18 protein-coding genes are annotated in these 17575 nt (G+C 58.6%); 8 read left to right on the top strand and 10 right to left on the bottom strand.

Annotated features, from left to right (window positions below; translation table 11 throughout):
• Positions 1-73: 73 nt before the first annotated feature.
• Positions 74-1201 (bottom strand): cytochrome c oxidase subunit II, encoded by a 1128-nt coding sequence (coxB, locus tag ACYZTY_RS29060; RefSeq protein ID WP_461956486.1) that lies wholly within the window; start codon positions 1199-1201, stop codon positions 74-76.
• Between the two features lie 371 nt (positions 1202-1572).
• Between coxB and ACYZTY_RS29065 the strand changes: the two genes are divergently transcribed.
• Positions 1573-2223 (top strand): hypothetical protein, encoded by a 651-nt coding sequence (locus ACYZTY_RS29065; RefSeq protein WP_461956487.1) that lies wholly within the window; start codon positions 1573-1575, stop codon positions 2221-2223.
• Positions 2224-2320: 97 nt separating this feature from the next.
• Here the strand turns inward: ACYZTY_RS29065 and ACYZTY_RS29070 are convergent, their stop codons facing one another.
• The 3 genes from ACYZTY_RS29070 to ACYZTY_RS29080 all read right to left on the bottom strand — a co-directional run bounded on the left by ACYZTY_RS29070 (position 2321) and on the right by ACYZTY_RS29080 (position 5971).
• On the bottom strand, positions 2321-3847 hold the full coding sequence (locus ACYZTY_RS29070; protein WP_461956488.1) for a SulP family inorganic anion transporter: 1527 nt from the start codon (positions 3845-3847) through the stop codon (positions 2321-2323).
• A 90-nt stretch (positions 3848-3937) separates the two neighbouring features.
• Positions 3938-4669 carry a carbonic anhydrase gene (locus tag ACYZTY_RS29075; protein ID WP_461956489.1) on the bottom strand — a complete coding sequence of 244 codons (732 nt, stop codon included), beginning with the start codon at positions 4667-4669 and terminating at the stop codon, positions 3938-3940.
• A 243-nt stretch (positions 4670-4912) separates the two neighbouring features.
• Positions 4913-5971 (bottom strand): PA0069 family radical SAM protein, encoded by a 1059-nt coding sequence (locus ACYZTY_RS29080; protein WP_461956490.1) that lies wholly within the window; start codon positions 5969-5971, stop codon positions 4913-4915.
• A 194-nt stretch (positions 5972-6165) separates the two neighbouring features.
• On the opposite strand from ACYZTY_RS29080, the gene ACYZTY_RS29085 reads away from it, so the two are divergent.
• The gene (locus tag ACYZTY_RS29085) at positions 6166-6810 is read left to right on the top strand and encodes a phosphatase domain-containing protein (RefSeq protein WP_461959411.1); all 645 of its coding nucleotides are present in this window, start codon (positions 6166-6168) and stop codon (positions 6808-6810) included.
• A gap of 8 nt (positions 6811-6818) precedes the next feature.
• Here ACYZTY_RS29085 and ACYZTY_RS29090 read toward each other — a convergent pair whose 3' ends face one another.
• The 3 genes from ACYZTY_RS29090 to prlC form a co-directional block, all read right to left on the bottom strand.
• Entirely contained in the window at positions 6819-8861 is a 2043-nt protein-coding gene (locus tag ACYZTY_RS29090; RefSeq protein WP_461956491.1) for a M3 family metallopeptidase, read from the bottom strand.
• Positions 8862-8972: 111 nt separating this feature from the next.
• Positions 8973-9260, bottom strand: a complete 288-nt coding sequence (locus ACYZTY_RS29095; RefSeq protein ID WP_461956492.1) for a YheV family putative zinc ribbon protein — start codon at positions 9258-9260, stop codon at positions 8973-8975.
• Positions 9257-11335 (bottom strand): oligopeptidase A, encoded by a 2079-nt coding sequence (gene prlC, locus ACYZTY_RS29100; protein WP_461956493.1) that lies wholly within the window; start codon positions 11333-11335, stop codon positions 9257-9259. The genes ACYZTY_RS29095 and prlC overlap by 4 nt, the downstream gene beginning before the upstream one ends.
• 62 nt (positions 11336-11397) lie before the next feature.
• On the opposite strand from prlC, the gene ACYZTY_RS29105 reads away from it, so the two are divergent.
• The 3 genes from ACYZTY_RS29105 to ACYZTY_RS29115 all read left to right on the top strand — a co-directional run bounded on the left by ACYZTY_RS29105 (position 11398) and on the right by ACYZTY_RS29115 (position 13266).
• Positions 11398-11943, top strand: coding sequence for a gamma carbonic anhydrase family protein (locus tag ACYZTY_RS29105; RefSeq protein ID WP_461956494.1), 546 nt, complete (start codon positions 11398-11400; stop codon positions 11941-11943).
• A 26-nt stretch (positions 11944-11969) separates the two neighbouring features.
• Entirely contained in the window at positions 11970-12620 is a 651-nt protein-coding gene (locus ACYZTY_RS29110; protein ID WP_461956495.1) for an HAD family hydrolase, read from the top strand.
• 187 nt (positions 12621-12807) lie between these two features.
• A complete protein-coding gene (locus ACYZTY_RS29115) occupies positions 12808-13266 on the top strand; it encodes an REP-associated tyrosine transposase (protein WP_461956496.1) in 459 nt (152 codons plus the stop codon).
• 114 nt (positions 13267-13380) lie between these two features.
• On the opposite strand, the gene ACYZTY_RS29120 is transcribed toward ACYZTY_RS29115, so the two are convergent.
• Entirely contained in the window at positions 13381-14457 is a 1077-nt protein-coding gene (locus ACYZTY_RS29120; protein WP_461956497.1) for an aminopeptidase, read from the bottom strand.
• 60 nt (positions 14458-14517) lie between these two features.
• Between ACYZTY_RS29120 and ACYZTY_RS29125 the strand changes: the two genes are divergently transcribed.
• Complete coding sequence (locus tag ACYZTY_RS29125; protein WP_461956498.1) at positions 14518-14940, top strand: PA0061/PA0062 family lipoprotein; 423 nt, start codon at positions 14518-14520, stop codon at positions 14938-14940.
• 40 nt (positions 14941-14980) lie between these two features.
• Positions 14981-15397: a PA0061/PA0062 family lipoprotein gene (locus tag ACYZTY_RS29130; RefSeq protein ID WP_461956499.1), complete on the top strand. Its 417-nt coding sequence runs from the start codon at positions 14981-14983 to the stop codon at positions 15395-15397.
• 5 nt (positions 15398-15402) lie between these two features.
• On the opposite strand, the gene ACYZTY_RS29135 is transcribed toward ACYZTY_RS29130, so the two are convergent.
• Both ACYZTY_RS29135 and ACYZTY_RS29140 read right to left on the bottom strand, forming a co-directional pair.
• Positions 15403-15636 carry a DUF1161 domain-containing protein gene (locus ACYZTY_RS29135; protein WP_461956500.1) on the bottom strand — a complete coding sequence of 78 codons (234 nt, stop codon included), beginning with the start codon at positions 15634-15636 and terminating at the stop codon, positions 15403-15405.
• Between the two features lie 239 nt (positions 15637-15875).
• Positions 15876-16307 (bottom strand): OsmC family protein, encoded by a 432-nt coding sequence (locus ACYZTY_RS29140; RefSeq protein ID WP_461956501.1) that lies wholly within the window; start codon positions 16305-16307, stop codon positions 15876-15878.
• Positions 16308-16549: 242 nt separating this feature from the next.
• Here ACYZTY_RS29140 and ACYZTY_RS29145 point away from each other — a divergent pair, with 242 nt between their 5' ends.
• Positions 16550-17551 carry an LLM class flavin-dependent oxidoreductase gene (locus ACYZTY_RS29145; protein ID WP_461956502.1) on the top strand — a complete coding sequence of 334 codons (1002 nt, stop codon included), beginning with the start codon at positions 16550-16552 and terminating at the stop codon, positions 17549-17551.
• Positions 17552-17575: the final 24 nt, after the last annotated feature.

A 17575-nucleotide genomic window follows, 5' to 3' on the forward strand; every position in this document is an offset into this window, starting at 1 on the left:
CCTGCAAACAGATGGGCTGGGCAGGCCGGGGCGCGCTGCCCCGACCGGTTCCTTGGTTGCGCAATAGACCGGGTCATTTGCTTTCCGCCTGTTTCAGCTCCAGCACTTCTTTAGGAGTGACCATGTCGCCTTTGTTGTTGCCCCAGGCGTTACGTTCGTAGGTCACGACCGCTGCGATATCGACTTCCGAGAGCTGCTTGCCGAACGCCGCCATTGAGGTGCCTGGCTTGCCGTGGAAGACAATGTTCAAGTGTTCCTTGATCGGTCCGGTGGCGATTTTCGAGCCTTTGAGCGCCGGGAACATCGGCGGCAAGCCCTGACCTTCGGCCTGGTGACAAGCGACGCAGGTGGTGTGGTAGACCTTGTCGCCGCGCTCCTTGAGCTCGTCGAGGGTCCATTCCTTGCTGGTCAGCTCTTTAAGCTGCAGGGCTTCGGCCTTGCGCTCGCCCAGCCATTTTTCGTAGTCGGCCTTTTCCTTGACCTCAACCACGATCGGCATGAAGCCATGGTCCTTGCCACACAGTTCGGCGCACTGACCTCGGTAGATGCCGGGCTTGTCGACGCGGGTCCAGGCTTCGTTGACGAACCCCGGAATCGCATCGCGCTTGACCGCGAAAGCTGGCACCCACCAGGAGTGGATAACGTCGGCGGAAGTCACGAGGAAGCGCACCTTGGCGCCAATCGGCAGCACCAGCGGCTTGTCGACCTCGAGCAAGTAATGCTCGCTTTTGGCTTCCTTGTTGTGGATCTGGTCGGCGGGGGTCGTCAGGTTGCTGAAGAACTCGACGTCCTGGCCCAGGTATTTGTAGTGCCACTTCCACTGATAGCCGGTGACCTGGATATCGATATCCGGCTCACTGGCGTCGTACATCTTGATCAGGGTTGCCGTCGCAGGAACCGCCATGGCCACCAGGATCAGGAAGGGCACGATGGTCCAGAGTATTTCAACGGTGGTGCTTTCATGAAATTTTGCGGCCACCTGCCCTGTGGAGCGGCGGTGGACCATCATCGACCAGAACATGGCGCCGAAGACGATGATGCCGATCACTACACAGATCCAGAAAATGGTCATGTGCAGGTCAAATACTGCGTGACTGATTTCAGTCGCTCCCGGCGCCATATTCACAGTCCAGGCGGCTTGCGCCTGACTGAAAATCGACCACAACAGGAGGCCCATCCAGACGTGTGGATGTCGCATCATTGCGGGTTCCCCTTATCGTTCTTGTTATCCCGCCGGCTTTCACCTGCGGCAAGGGAGCGGCTTTTTCAGACTACGAACTTGAATCGCCGAGCCTTGCTGCATGTGCAGTCGGGCGTCATCAGCTAACTCCATTCCCACCCGAGTATAGACAGGGAGTGCTACCTCGCAATGTGATGGCGTAAATGATCTGAAACAGCTGGGACTTGCGTTCAAGGTCACGAATGGAGAAGGATGCAGACGAGTGGTGGCAAATCGATATAACGGAGGCGTCTCAAGGATGAAACAATTATGACAAATGCGTCTTAGCATTTTTCATAAGCCAGCTAAGTTATGTCTTCCCTATTTCATTGCCTTTGTTTCCTGGAGTTTTCATGAACACCGCCGCATTGCGCGAGCAGATCCAAAAAGCCCAACAACACGAGGCCGATACCGGCCTGCTGACTCGTCAGCTGGAAAGCAAACTGCCTCATCTGCACCCGTCGATCCAATTGCCGGAGGCTGATGCCAATGGCGTGCTGACGCGTTTTGTCGCCGCCTACATCGAAGAAGTTCCTGATCTGCTGGATGCAGCCAATGAAGTCGCCAGGGAAGCGGGTATCGAGTCACAGATCAAACCGGTACTGAAAATTGCCGAACAGTACTTCCTCCAGCCGCCGATGATCATGGCGGGGCACATCGGGCTCGACAGCCTGCTGGACGAAGCCTATCTGGCGCATCGGTTTGTCGAAGAGGTCAATGACCTGTACATCAAGCACTTTGGCCAGCCACTGATCCCCTTGGACATGACTGTCGCCAACCTGATTGCTCACCAGCTCATCGGTGAGGAGTTCGCCAACCAACTGGATGAAGTGGTGCACCACGCGGTGGACAACATGCTCGACGATGAAAGCTTTGCGCTGGAGTCGGTGGAAATCTACCGTGGAAAGCTCAGCAGCCCGGACACGGGGGCTGCGTGGAAACGCTGGCCTTGCATGTCTCGCCGGTTAGGCGTGGGCCTGGAGCTGGATCAGCCCGCCGCCTGACGCAACATCCCCTGTAGGAGCGAGGCTTGCCCGCGAAGCTTTTGGCGTACTTGAGGACGCCTTCGCGGGCAAGCCTCGCTCCTACAGGGAGTGTTATCTACGCGGTGGAACCGACTCCGACTGTGGTTCGTAAACGGCCTTCCAATCTGCGCTTCAACCCCCGCGCTTCAATCAACAGCTTCGACCCCTTGGCCGCATTGGCCCGGCCCCATTCCTCAAGCAATTCCAGACACGAATGATCGATGTAGCTCAGGTTATTGAGCGGCACATGCACCGTCGCGCCTGCGGGAATGGTCCCCAACACCTGGGTTAACGCCGGTACCTTGAGAAAGGTCGCTGCCCCCGTCAGTCGCAACTCCATCTCACCCTCCGCCGGGAGGTCGATCAGGCTGATTTTCAGCCGTGAAGCCTTCCAGGCCAGTTTGGCCAGGGTCAGCCCGAAGCCGATCAGCACGCCGGTCAGCAGGTCGGTGAAGATGATTGCCAGGGCAGTCGCCGCGTAAGTGAACATCGGCATCCGGCCATAACGGCCCAGGCCACGAAAAGCCTTGAGGTCGACCAGTTTGAAACCGGTGTACACCAGAACACCCGCCAGGCTCGCCACCGGAATGCTTTGCAGCACGCTGGACAGCAACAACACGAAAGCCAGCAACCACAGACCGTGGAAAATCGCCGACATTCGCGTGGTGGCGCCAGCCTGGACGTTGGCCGAGCTGCGCACGATCACACCGGTCATGGGCAGCGCGCCGAGCAGACCGCAGAGCATGTTGCCGACACCCTGTGCCGACAATTCCCGATCGAAGTCGGAGCGCTGGCCGCTGTGCATGCGGTCCACTGCCGCTGCGGAGAGCAAGGTCTCGGCGCTGGCGATGAAGGCCACGGCGAAAGCGGCGATCAGCAAGGTCGGGTCGGCGAGATTGAGCAAGTCGGCAGGCTTCAGCCAGTCGATGGCCTCCGCCAGGTTGGCCGGGACCTCCACGCGTTTGACCTGCAAGGCGAGCATCAGGCTGGCGACTGTCGCCAGACCTACGCCAAGGAGTGCGCCGGGAATGAAACGCAGGGAATGAGGGCGGAATTTCTCCCACAGCCACATCACTGCAATCGTCGACAACCCAAGCAACCCGGCTTGCCAGCCAAGGGAGGGCAAGGCCTGGATGACGGCGGCCGGGAAGGCTGCCAGGTTATCCAGCCCCGAGGGCTTGGGCACGGCGTCGAGCATCACATGCACCTGTGAGAGCACGATCAACACGCCAATCCCGGCGAGCATGCCGTACACCACCGCAGGCGCCGTGACCCGAAACCAGCAGCCCAGCTTCAAGCGCCCGGCCACCAGTTGCAGAAAACCCGCCAGCAGCAATATGGGCCCGAGCATGGCAATGCCATGCTGGCGCACCAGTTCAAACACCAGAACCGCCAGACCCGCTGCCGGACCACTGACTTGCAGTGGTGAACCGGCAAGCCAGCCCACCACCAGGCCACCGATGATCCCGGTTATCAAACCCTTGGCCGGCGGCAGGCCCGAGGCAATGGCGATGCCCATGCACAAGGGCAGGGCGACCAGAAACACAACCACTGAAGCGAGCAGCTCCCGTGGCAGAACAGCTTTGAGTTGCGCAGCACGCATGGCAATTCTCCCGAAGTTTTCTTCAGGCATGGCAAGGCCGGACCGCTGAAACAGCGGCCGGGGTCAAACCACACAGATTTTTAGGAAGATTTAGAAGCGCGCTTTGGGCGTCGCCACCGGAATCGGATGGCTGCCATCGAGCGGCAGGAAACCGCCCTGGTCCGCGTCATAAGCCTTGATTGCGCTGGTTTCGATGTCGTAGACCCAGCCATGGATGAAGAGATGACCGTTCGCCATGCGCGAGGCTACAGAGGGGTGAGTACGCAAGTGCTGCAATTGGGCGATGACATTTTCCTCGGTGAGGATATGCATCGTCTCGTTTTCGTCGGTGCAGTTGCAGTTGTCGTGCACCATGGTTTTCGCGACTTCCGCATGTCGCAGCCAGGCTTTGACCGTGGGCATCTTTTCCAGGCTGTCGGGGTTGAGCACCGCGCGCATCGCGCCGCAATCGGAGTGGCCGCAGATGATGATGTGCTGCACGCCAAGCGCCAGGACCGCGTACTCGATGGCCGTGGAAACGCCACCGTTCATTTGGCCGTAAGGCGGTACGACGTTGCCAACGTTGCGGGTCACGAACAGATCCCCCGGTGAACTGTGGGTAATCAGTTCGGGGACGATGCGCGAGTCGGCGCAGGTAATGAACATCGCCCGTGGCTGTTGAGCCGTAGCGAGTTTTTTGAAGAGTTCTTCCTGCTGCGGAAAGATCTCATGATGAAAATGCAAAAAGCCGTCAACAATATGCTTCAACGCTGCATCGGCGGATTCCGCCTCGGGTTGGGCTGGAACCGACGCAGCCAACGGCTGTTTATCCTTGTCACTCATGATTCATCCTCTTTGGCGGAGTCAGGGAATTGTCCCGTTTTGTCCGGTGTGAAGCCAGTGGCTGTTTAAAAAACATTCAGGTCGAACATCTCGACCCGTCAGTCACTCGACGAACAAGGTATCTGCCGAAACTTAACTCAAACTGAATCAAGCGCTCTAGGACGTGTGTTCCAGGTCACAGAAAACGTGACCAGCCTAATGGCCAAGCGCTTTTCCCACACCTCAACAATAGGCTAATTGTCCTCAAATCAATGACATCTGGCGACCCGGCGGACAGAAGGCATCGCAGTCCAGGTCGAATCCTTCCCGACGATTGAGCCCTAAACGTTTGATGGTTTTGGCAAAACGTTGCGCCAACAGATCGGCAAACGGCCCTTCACCGCGCATCCGTGCGCCAAACCGACTGTCGTAGAGCTCCCCGCCACGGCTCTGGCGGATCAGGCTCAACACATGAGCGGCACGCTGAGGATAGTGGGCGGCCAGCCATTCTTCGAACAACGGCGCCACTTCCAGCGGCAGGCGCAACATCATGTAGGCCGCACTCTGGGCGCCGGCGGCATGCGCCTCGGTTAGCAGGCTTTCGAGTTCGCTGTCGTTGATCATCGGAATCATCGGTGAACACAGCACGCCCACCGGGATCCTGGCTTCGCGCATCACTCGAATGGCCCGCAGCCGAGCCTTGGGCGCAGCCGCGCGCGGTTCGAGAATGCGTTTGAGTTCATCGTCGAGGGTGGTGAGGCTGATCATCACCGCCACCAGCCTTTGCTCGGCAAGTTCGGCCAGCAGGTCCAGATCCCGCAGAATCAGCGAGCCCTTGGTGATGATCGTGACCGGATGCCGGTAACGCAGCAGCACTTCAAGCGTCTTGCGGGTGATTTTGTGTTCACGTTCGATCGGCTGATAGGGGTCGGTGTTGGAACCCAGATTGATTGGCGCGCATTGATAGCCGCGTTTGGACAGCTGTTCTTCCAGCACATCGGCGGCGTTGGTCTTGGCGATCAGTTTGGTTTCGAAATCGAGCCCGGGAGACATGTCCCAGTAGGCGTGGCTGGGGCGCGCATAGCAGTAAATACAACCGTGCTCGCAGCCTCGATAGGGATTGATCGAACGATCAAAAGGCAAGTCCGGGGAATTGTTGCGGGTGATGATGGTTTTCGCCGTTTCGATGCGCACTTCCGTGCCTTGGGTGACCGGCGCTTCCTGATACCAGCCATCATCCTCGGCCACCGAGCGATTTGGTGCGAAGCGGTTGTGCGGGTTGGTTGCGGTGCCGCGGCCGCGAGGGGGCAAGGGCGTGCTCATGGCTCAATACTCTTTGCTGTATGTGCATACAGTATTCGAGATCGGGCATGGCGACCAGTGCCGTTCGGCATCTGCATCTCCATCTCTAGAGAGAGTCGGATTCACGATTCTTTGACAGCGGCCTCACAGGCCTTTGACCGCTGAAGGTTCAATCTAATGGCCTCTCCTCAACTCCCAGACGGTCACCCTTGAGCATGTCCCTATCGCGTCTTTTCCCTGTGATGTGTGTTTCGATCATCGCATTGCTCAATCTGACTCTGGCCCGCGCAGATGACGCCGACCTGCCGCGCCCGGTGGAATGGGCCCAATCGGTCGAGGTGCAATACAACCTCTATCAGATGTCCCCGACGCTTTACCGCAGCGCCTTGCCCGACAGCGGAGCCGTACCGTTGTTGAAGAAACTCAACGTCGCCACCGTGATCACTTTTCTGCCCGAGTCGGATTCAGGCTGGTTGTCCACGCCGGGTATTACCCAGGTGCAGCTGCCCTATCGCACCAATCACGTCGATGATGCGCAAGTGCTCAAGGCCCTTCGTGCCATCCAGACCGCCGAATCCAATGGTCCGGTGCTCATGCACTGCAAACACGGTTCGGACCGCACCGGCCTGATGGCGGCGATGTATCGGGTGGTGGTGCAAGGCTGGAGCAAGGAAGACGCCCTGAACGAAATGACCCAGGGCGGCTTTGGTGACAGTGTCCATTTCAAGGATGGCGTGCGTTACATGATGCAGGCCGATGCCGACAAGCTTCGAACCGCGCTAGCCAACGGTGATTGCAGCACCAGCCCGTTTGCGGCTTGCTCGATGAAGAGTTGGTTTAAATCTGCCCACGTCGAATAAGCATCAGTTCAGCGGCAGCCACTGCTGGGTGGCGTTGCGAAAAAACCTTCGGCGAGCGGCTGTCCGAGGAATTCTTCCAGGGCGACCAGCAACGAGCGCGAATCGCCCGGTGAAAAAAAGGCTTCGCGAAAGGCCCTGCCTGTTTGCGGGTTGAACACCCATTCGTGTTGAAACCGTTTGAACGCCTCGGTCGCCAGTACACCCGACCATTTATAGGCGTAAACCGACGCCGCGTATCCGGTCACCATGTAATCGAAGCTGTTGGCGAATCGACAGTAGGGCGGCAGTTGCAGGTGGGGAATCTCGCGCAGCACGTCGTCGAAGATTTGCTCAACGCTGCGGCCATCTCCTTGGCTGCGGTGCAATTCGAAGTCGAACAATGAGGTCATTAACAGCTCGGCAGTTTGCCGAGTGGTCTGGGAGTGAATGGCGGTCAGCGCTGCGTCGACTCGCGCTTCGCTCAGGCGCTCGCCGGTCTGGTAATGAGCGGCCAGCCACAGCAGAAACTCCCCTGACAGGCACCAAAGCTCGAACAATTGCCCCGTGAACTCTGCCGTATCGTGTCCCAGCTGGGTGATACCCGACAGCCGATGGTGAGGCGAGCGGGTAAGAATGTGCTGCAAGCAATGGCCGAACTCATGGAACAAAACGCGCAGATCCTGGTGGGCGAGAAGGCAAGGCCGCTCGGCATTCCCGGGTGTGAAGTTGCCATGAAGCACAGCGATCGGCAGCGTCAGTCGACCTTCGGCGTCCAACCGCCGATTGCGTGGCGTAGAGGTCCAGGCAAAGTCCGGCGCTTCATCCCGATGAAAAGGGTCGAGGTAAATGTGCCCGACGACCTGGCCATGCTCGCTGATTTCTAACAAGCGCACGCTGTCATGCCAGCGGCTGAATACCGACTGCTCGACGATCTGGATGCCAAACATGCGTTCGCTGAACAGGCAGAGCCGCTGCAATGTCCCGTCCAGCGGGAAGTACGTTCGCAGGTTTTTCAGCGCCCCGCCCAGACGTTGCTGGCGTAATTGTTCGGCGAGAAACTCGTGGTCCCAAGGGTGGACCTCAGTCATGCCGCGCTCCAGAGCAAACGCCTTGAGTGCCTGTGCATCCCTCTCGAAGCCCGGCGTTGCCTGCATGATTTGCCGCCGCAGGAAACCGGTTACCTGCTCGGTGGAATCGGCCATTTCCGTTACAAGGCTGAGTTGCGCGAAGTTCTCGTACCTCAGCAACCTGGCCTTTTGGTGACGCAGTGACAACAGCACCTCCAGCACCGGACCATTATCGAATTGCCCGGCGTGGGGGCCTTGATCGGAAGCCCGGGTGGAATAGGCGACAAAGTATTCCTCGCGTAGCGATCGGTCTTCGGCATAGGCCATGACGCGAGTGTAGGTGTCCTGGTCCAGACGCATCAGCCAGCCTTCATGCCCTGCCTGTTTCGCGTTGAGCGCCAGTCGCTCCAGTGTCGCCGCGGACAAACCGCTCAATTGCGTGATGTCGTCGATGCGCTTGCTCCAGGCGGCGCTGGCGCTTTCCAGGTTGCTCAGAAACAGGTTTTGCAGCAGACCGATGTTGGTGTTCAGCCGGACCAGCTTCTGCTGTTGTTCGCTGGGCAAGTCGATGCCGGACAAGCGAAACCTGCGCAGAATTTTGTTCAAAACTGCTTTGCGCGGCTCATCGTAATTCACCGCGGCCGGACTCTGCGCCAGCCGCTGATAAGCCCGAAACAATGCGTGATTACCCATCTTTTCAGATGTGTACTGCGCGGCGGCATCGCTGCAAGTCCCGCTGGCCAGGTCCCAAGCCTTGCCCTCGCGTTTCACCATTGAAAGGGTTTCGATGACGCCCATGATCTCATCCAGACGCGCATCGGTTTCATCAACGGCCAGCACCAGATCGTCCCAGTTCGGGATCGCGGATTGGCTCGTGATAATCCTCGCAATGGCCTGGCGGTTGTCGGCAATAAGGGTGTCGATGGCAGGCACCAGATGTTCGGCACGGATGTCCGTCCAGGGCGGCAGGTCCCAGTGCTGCAGCAGCGGATTGGTATCAGGCATGGCGTCTTCCTTGAATAGGGCTGAAGGAATCAGCCTAGGAGGAAGCGCGGGGGAAGGGTGGTAAATAGATACCACCTTCCACCCCGTCAAAGGGTGGAAGGTAGCGTTGACTCAATGTTGCTGGTCAGGCTTTTTCTTCAGCTTCGGGTTCGGGAAGAACTGCACGGCCTGAACCTTTGCGTCCGGTACTTTCAGCGCCGAAGTATTGACCCGTGTGCCCAATTCCTTGGGCACCGACAGACCTTGTTCATTGAGCGTGTCCGAATAACCGCAGGCCACGCATTCGCGATGCGGGACCTCGTCTTCGTTCCACATCATCAACTTGTCCGGCTCGCTGCATGCCGGACAGACCGCCCCGGCGATAAAGCGTTTCTTGGTGATCACAGGTCCCTCACTCATGCTGCCGCGTCCTCACTCAGGCCGCTATGGCGCAAGAGTGCGTCAATCGATGGCGCACGGCCACGGAAGTCGACGAACAGCACCATTGGCTCCTGAGAACCGCCACGCGCCAGGATCGCTTCGCGGAACGCACGACCTGTTTCGGCATTCAGTACGCCGTCTTCTTCGAACTTCGAGAAGGCATCGGCCGACAGCACTTCAGCCCACTTGTAGCTGTAGTAACCCGCCGCGTAACCGCCGGCGAAGATGTGGGCGAAGCTGTTCGGGAAGCGGTTGTAGGCCGGTGGACGCATCACCGACACCTCGTCACGCACGCCTTCGAGCAGTTGCAGCACGCTGCGGCCGTCGCCGTGGGTGGCGTGGAGTTCGAAGTCGAACAACGAGAACTCCAGCTGACGCACCATCATCAGGCCGGACTGGAAGTTCTTCGCCGCGAGCATTTTTTCCAGCAGATCCTGAGGCAGCGGCTCGCCGGTTTCGTAGTGACCGGAGATCAGCGCCAGGCCTTCCGGCTCCCAGCACCAGTTCTCCATGAACTGACTTGGCAGCTCGACCGCATCCCAGGCCACGCCGTTGATGCCGGACACGCCAGCGTGTTCAACACGGGTCAGCAAGTGATGCAGGCCATGACCGAATTCGTGGAACAGGGTGGTGACTTCATCGTGGGTCAGCAGGGCGGGTTTGCCGCTGTCGGCCGGGGTGAAGTTGCACACCAGATTGGCCACCGGGCTTTGCAGCACGCCGCTGATCGTGCGGCGACGGTCACGGGCGCCGTCCATCCAGGCACCGCCACGCTTGTTGGCGCGGGCATAGAGATCGAAGAAAAAGCGGCCGACGTGCTGGCCGTTTTCCTTGATTTCGAACAGGCGAACATCCGGGTGCCAGGCGTCGAAGCCTTTCAGCTCGGCGATCTCGATGCCATACAGACGCTGAACGATCGCGAACAGGCCGCCCAGCACTTTGTCGATCGGGAAGTAAGCGCGCAGCGCTTCCTGGGCAACGCTGTAACGTTGTTCGCGAAGCTTTTCGCCGTAGAAACCGCTGTCCCAGCTTTGCAGGTCCGGGCAGCCTTGCTCGGCGGCGTAGGCTTTGAGCTGCTCCAGGTCCTGAGCGGCGAACGGTTTGCTGCGTTTGGCCAGGTCGCGCAGGAAACTCAGTACCTGATCGCTGGATTCGGCCATTTTGGTGGCCAGGCTCAGTTCCGAGAAACTGGCGAAGCCCAACAGTTTTGCAAGCTCCTGGCGCAGGTCGAGGATTTCTTCCATGACCGGGCCGTTATCGTTCTGACCGGCGTTTGGGCCTTGGTCCGACGCACGGGTGCAATAGGCGGCGTAGACTTCTTCGCGCAGGGCGCGGTCCTGGGCGTAGGTCATTACCGCGTAATAGCTTGGGAATTCCAGGGTGATCAGGAAACCGTCCAGGTCTTTGGCCTGGGCAGCCGCGGCCATTTGCGCCTTGGCCGAGTCGGTGAGGCCGGCGAGGATGGTTTCGTCGGTCACGTGCTTGGCCCAGGCTTGCGTCGCGTCGAGCAGTTGGTTGGAGAAGCGGCTGCCCAGCTCCGACAATTTGCTTTGCACTTCGGCGTAGCGCTTCTGCTCTGCTTCCGGCAAGTCGATACCCGACAGACGGAAGTCACGCAGGGCGTGTTCCAGGATAGTTTTTTGCGCCACGTCGAAACCGGCGGCTTGCGGGCTGTTGGCCAAGGCTTCGAAGGCTTCGAACAACTCGCGGTTCTGGCCCAGCTCGGTGGAGTAGGCGCTCAACGCTGGCAGGCAGGACTCGTAGGCTTCGCGCAATTCAGCGCTGTTGCACACGGCATTCAGGTGGCTGACCGGGCTCCAGGCCGCGCCCAGACGGTCGTTCAGTTCGTCCATCGCCAGCACCAGGCCGGCCCAGGTCGGTTGTTTGCCCTGGGTCTTGAGGATCTCGATAATGGCGGCACGGTTGTCAGCCAGGATCTGTTCAATGGCCGGTTGCACGTGTTCGGCACGGATCGCCGAGAACGGCGGCAGGTCGTAGGACTGCAAAAGAGGGTTGTTCACGCTCACGGTTGGCACCTTGGCTGGAAGAAACATGCGGCCATCTTAATTACAATCGACGCTCACCGCAGCTATCGGCAACAGAGAGAAACCCTATCGTGACCCTTCGCAAGTATCAGAACCACACGCCACTGCTGGGTAAAGGCGCTTTTGTCGACGGTTCGGCAGTGGTGATCGGCGACGTCGAAATCGGCGAAGACAGCTCCGTCTGGCCGCTGACGGTGATTCGTGGCGACATGCACCGCATCCGAATCGGGGCGCGCACCAGTGTTCAGGATGGCTGTGTGCTGCACATCACCCACGCCGGGCCGTTCAATCCCGATGGTTTTCCCTGCTTGATCGGGGACGATGTGACCATTGCCCATAAGGTCATGTTGCATGGCTGCAGCGTCGGCAACCGGATTCTGATCGGCATGGGCAGCATCGTCATGGATGGCGCAGTGATTGAGGACGATGTGATTGTGGGTGCCGGCAGCCTGGTGCCGCCGGGCAAGCATCTGGAAAGCGGCTTCCTATATGTCGGCAGCCCGGTGAAGCAGATCCGCCCGCTGACGGACAAGGAAAACGCCTTTTTCACCTACAGCGCTGCGAACTACGTGAAGCTCAAGAATTTGCACTTGGCTGAAGGCTACGACCAGCTCTGACCCTGCGCCTTTATTCAGGATTCAACATGCATTACCCAACCGTTTTGTTTGATCTCGATGGCACCCTGACCGACCCACGCGAGGGCATCACCCGTTCGATCCAGTTCGCCCTGAGCAAACTGGGCATTGATGAACCCGACCTGACCAGGCTCGAACACTTCATCGGCCCGCCGTTGTTGCAAGCGTTCATGCAGTTCTACGACTTCGACGAGCCCAAGGCCTGGGAAGCGGTGAACTTCTACCGCGAACGCTTCAAGGTCACCGGCCTGTACGAGAATCGTGTGTTCGACGGCGTCACACCGCTGCTGGAAACCCTCAGCGGGCAAGGGCGGCAGTTGTACATCGCAACCTCCAAACCATGGATTTTCGCCCGGGAAATCGCCCGGCACTTCGACTTCGCCAAGCACTTCAAGGTGATTTACGGCAGCGAACTGGACGGGACGCGTACCAACAAAGTCGAGTTGATTGCCCACCTGATGGCTGAAGAAGGCCTGGACCCGGCCAACACCCTGATGATCGGCGACCGAAAGCACGACCTGATCGGCGCGCGCAGCAATGGGCTGGATGCGGCGGCCGTTGGTTACGGTTTTGGCAGCCGGGAAGAATTGAGCGCAGAAGCGCCGGCCTATCACTTCGAAACGCTTGAAGAGATGCATCAAGCGTTTTTGCGGCGCTGATCAGTACGCCTTCGCGGGCAAGCCTCGCTCCTACAATGGCTCACATGACAGCGACACCGTCCCTGTAGGAGCGAGGCTTGCCCGCGAAGGCGTCCGCCCAGACACATCCTGAGTAACAGTTATCACTCAAGTTCCTTCTAATCGTCCTAGCCTCAAAAGCTGAGGCCACGATCAAGGAGGATCATCTTTGCCAGAGTTAAAACATGCACATCGATTACGCACTGGACGATATTCAGAGTCGGGTCAGATCTGCCTGCTGACCGCCGTGGTTTTGAATCGGGAACCGTTATTCCGCGACTTCAAGAGTGGGCGATTGGTAGTAGACGCCCTGAGAACTGCCGAGCGAGAAGGGTTTGCGACGTCACTGGCCTGGGTCGTCATGCCCGATCATTTCCATTGGCTGATCGAGTTGCATAATACTCAGTTACCCAAGTTGATGGCTCGAACCAAATCACGCATCGCAGTGACGCTTAATCGCTTGGCAGGACGCCAAGGTCCGGTTTGGCAACATGGCTATCACGATCGCGCCATTCGTAAGGAAGAGGATCTACAGGCGGTTGCTCGCTACATCGTCGCCAATCCGTTGCGAGCGGGCCTGGTCGAGAAGGTGGGGGACTATCCGCTGTGGGATGCGATTTGGTTGTGAAGTTTGAAGACGCCTTCGCGGGCAAGCCTCGCTCCTACAGGATTTATGTAGCCTCACCTGGCTCCTGTAGGAGCGAGGCTTGCCCGCGAAGAGGCCCTCTCAGCCGCCGAATTTTTATGATCCCGCCAAAGCCTTCAGAGCTGTCTTGCGCTCCCCAACCGGCAACGCACCAAGCTGCTCGACCGCCTCAAAAAACTTCACCCAATCCCCACCCACCTGGCTGAATAACGCCGCAAATGCCGGCACCCATTGGTCATACAACCCAAACGGCAACAACCGAGCATTGTTCATCGGTGCATTGATCCACGCGTCGTAGCGTTTGTCCCCGGCCCATCGGCTGTCGCGCAGTTGTCGATACTCATGGCGCAGCTGTTCAAACTCCGCCGCTTTGCGTTGGCGCATCTGGTCGGCGGGTATTGGTAGGGCGTAGAGCTTTTCAAGCCGTGCGCGAGTGTCCAGCACCAACTGAATGAACTGGTCCCGTTGCTGCGCCTGTGCACCGTTGTCAGGTGCCAAGCCCCGCGATGCGCGCCATTGCCGGGTGCCTTCCTGCTCGACGAAGGTGGCGAAAGACTCGTTGAACTCGGTGTCGTCTTTTACATAGAAGCGCTGATGAGCGAGCTCGTGAAAGATCAATGTCGCCAGCCGCTCGTCGCCCCAACCCATCATGGAACTGATAATCGGATCGTTGAACCAGCCGAGCGTCGAATAGGCCTCGACGCCGCCGATCGACACGTCCATACCTTGCAAACGCTGCAAGGCAGCCTCGCCGCGGGCAGCGCTCTGGCTGTAGTAACCGCGATAGGCAACGCAACCAGCGATGGGGAAACAATGATTTTGCGGAGTCAGGGAGAATTCCGGCGTGGCAAAGACGTTCCAGACCACGAACGGTCGGCCAATGTCGGCGTACAGGCGGTAGCTCTGGTTATCCGGCAGATGCAGTTGCTGGCTGGCGAATGTCCGGGCCTTTTGTGAGTGGGTCAGATGCGCACGCAGCATAGGATCGCGAGACGGATCGGCAAGCACCTCGGCCACCGGCTCCCTGGCTCGCAGCAGTTGCAACTGACCACTGGCCAATTGGCTGTAATAGCTGACGCCCGCGCAGCCGCTGAGCAATAAAAGCAACACACCCGGAAACAAAACGCGCAAAACGCGATCAAGTAACCCAAGGCTTGGAAGCGGCCTGATCAAAATAAAATCATCCCTGGAAAGTCTGCCCGCAAGACTATCCCGCCTGACTGGAGCTCCGCCATGCGCAAGTTGATGCTAACGGGAGGCTTGTTGATGCTGACCGGCTGTGCTGGATTTGGATTACCTCACCATGATCCGGCTCAAGCGTGGATCGACCTGGAATCACAGCAAGAAGACACCGCGCTGCAAGCGCTGGAAGTCGATGACAAGATCTCCACCGACAAGCGCTATTTCGAGGTTCATCCGGGCAGTCATGAACTGACGGTTCGTTACCAGTTTCCGGTCCAGCCCACTAACATTGGCCCCGACGCGCAACCTTTATGGCGTGACTGCCAGTTGAATGTGAAATTCAACGACTTCAACGCCGGTGAGCGGTATCAGCTGCAAGCGGGGAATATCGGTTTCCGGCCGTGGGCAAAGCTCTATGATCAGCAACGAAAAGTGATTGGCCAGGGTACACCGGCGGGCTGCCAACGCAGCTGATCAGCGTTATGCTGGATGACCATCATTTGGGACATTCATCATGCGCAGGTTGATGCTGTTGCTCGCTGCAAGTGTTGTTGCAGGCTGCCAGAGCCCGTTGCCGGCGGTTAATCCGCAGATGGCCTGGATCGAGTTCTCGACGCCATTTCCCAACGATAAATTGCTTATGGCGGAGCGACTGGATAAACAGCGATTGCGCGACGGGCGTTTTTTCCAGGTGACGCCCGGCAGCCATGAGCTGGTCGTCAGATTTGACTTTGAAGTGCCCGGTGGCGGGGGAATGATGAGCTCTCCTGCGGAACGGCTGTGCTACCTGACCATCAACTACGATCATTTCGAAGCCGGCCAGCGTTATGTGCTGGAGGGCCGTTCGATCGCGTTCACCCCTGGCGCCCGGTTGTACAACGCCAAGCGGGAGATCGTCGCTGAAGATCGGGAGTCCTATTGCCTCATCTGAGGCGATCAGCGGTCATTCTTCTGGTAAATGATTTTCTTGGTGCCGCTCTCGCAGCTGCCGACGACCATGTTCTGATCGTGTACTTCGTCATTGGTGACGATTTCCAGGGTGTAGGACGAGACGTTGTTGGCCTGGATCTTGGCCTCGATCTCGGCCTTGAGTTCTTCACAGGATTTCGGTGCCGCCAGGGCCGAAGTGGCCAGCGCGCAACAGATAATCGCCAAGGCAAAACGTTTCATGGTTGAAGCTCCATTGAGGCAGCGCGCAGGGTATTGCGTTTCGGCTGCTGTCATTTATTCGACCACAGTTTTGCGAAGCGAGTTCTGACTTCGCTCACAAAGCGCATGTTTTTGCCGTAGGTATTGAGTCGCTTACAAGATCGCCTTCGCGAACAGGACCGCTCCCCACATTTGGAATGCATTTCAAAATGTGGGAGCGAGCTTGCTCGCGAAGGCGTCAGTGCATTCAGCGCCTATTATCAGCTGACCAACGTCGCATCCAGACTGATCTTCGCATTCAGCACTTTGGACACAGGGCAGCCTTCTTTGGCCTTGTTGCTCAGCTCCTCGAATTGCGCCTGAGTGGCCCCGGGGATTTTCGCCTTGAGGATCAGCTTCACTGCCGTGATCGTAAAACCACCGTCGACCTGGTCCAGCGTGACTTCAGCGTTGGTATCGATGCTGTCAGCCTTGAGCCCGGCATCGCCCAGGATCATCGAAAACGCCATGGAGAAACAGCCCGCATGGGCCGCGCCGATCAACTCTTCCGGATTGGTGCCCTTACCACCTTCGAAACGTGCCTTGAAGCCGTAGGGCGCTTCTCTGAGTACACCGGTTTCAGTGGAGATCGAGCCGATACCGGTTTTCAGGTCACCTTCCCAATGAGCCGATGCTTTCTTCGTAATAGCCATGTCTGCCTCCTCAAGATCCGGCGCGAAACGTCGCACCTTCGTGGTTTTCGGTTGCTAGGGTTCTGAGGATAGACGGTGGTGCAAAGTTCACCTGATCTCATTAGTCCTACCGTTTTCCTAGGTTTTTTTGCCCTGGCTATTGAAACTCGGGTATATGCCCTCATTGCATGAAGCACGCTTATAGATTCGGCAGGTTTTCGTTCGCGAGAAAAACCTGCGCCCTCAATTGGAGAAGCAGGCTTATGAAACGACTGTCCGATATCAAGTTCTCGACCCTTGATCTGGTGCCCGTGCGAGAGAACGGCAGCGCGGCCCAGTCGCTGCGCAACTCCCTGGACCTGGCGCAGCACGTCGAAAAATTCGGCTATAACCGCTTCTGGGTCGCCGAACACCACAACATGGACGGCATCGCCAGTTCGGCCACCTCGGTACTGCTCGGCTACCTGGCCGGTGGCACTTCGACCATTCGTGTCGGCTCTGGCGGTGTGATGCTGCCCAACCACGCGCCGCTGGTGATCGCGGAGCAATTCGGCACCCTGGAAAGTCTGTATCCAGGGCGGATCGATCTGGGTCTGGGCCGCGCGCCTGGCTCTGACCAAATGACTGCCCGCGCCTTGCGCCGCGAACGTTCCGGCAGCGCCGACGAGTTTCCGGAAGACGTCGCCGAGCTGATGCGTTACCTCGGCCCACGCACGCCGGACCAGCGGATCATCGCCATGCCGGGCACCGGCACCAATGTCCCGGTCTGGCTGCTGGGCTCTAGCCTGTTCAGTGCTCAACTTGCCGGTGAGCGCGGTTTGCCCTACGCCTTCGCTTCCCATTTCGCACCGCGCTTCATGCATGAGGCGATTCGCGTCTACCGCAATCACTTCAAGCCTTCAGCGGTGTTGGATAAGCCCTACGTGATGCTCGGCGTGCCGCTGGTGGCCGCTGATACTGACGAACAAGCGGATTACCTGGCGACGTCGGTCTATCAGCGCATCCTGGCGTTGATGCGCGGCCAAAGCCTGGTGCAACGTCCGCCCGTGAAAACCATGGATGGCCTGTGGCTGCCGCACGAGAAAGAGGCCGTGGGTGATTTCCTCGGTCTTGCGATGGTGGGCAGTCCGCAGAAAATCCGTGCCAAACTTGAGGTGCTGGTCGAGCAGACTCAAGCGGACGAGCTGATTTTCACCTGCGACCTGTACGAACATGCCGATCGCGTGCACTCCTATGCACTGCTGGCGCAGGTCATGAAGGGCTGAGGCTCGGACGACGCTCATAAAAAA

Source organism: Pseudomonas sp. LB1P83, from assembly GCF_054897885.1.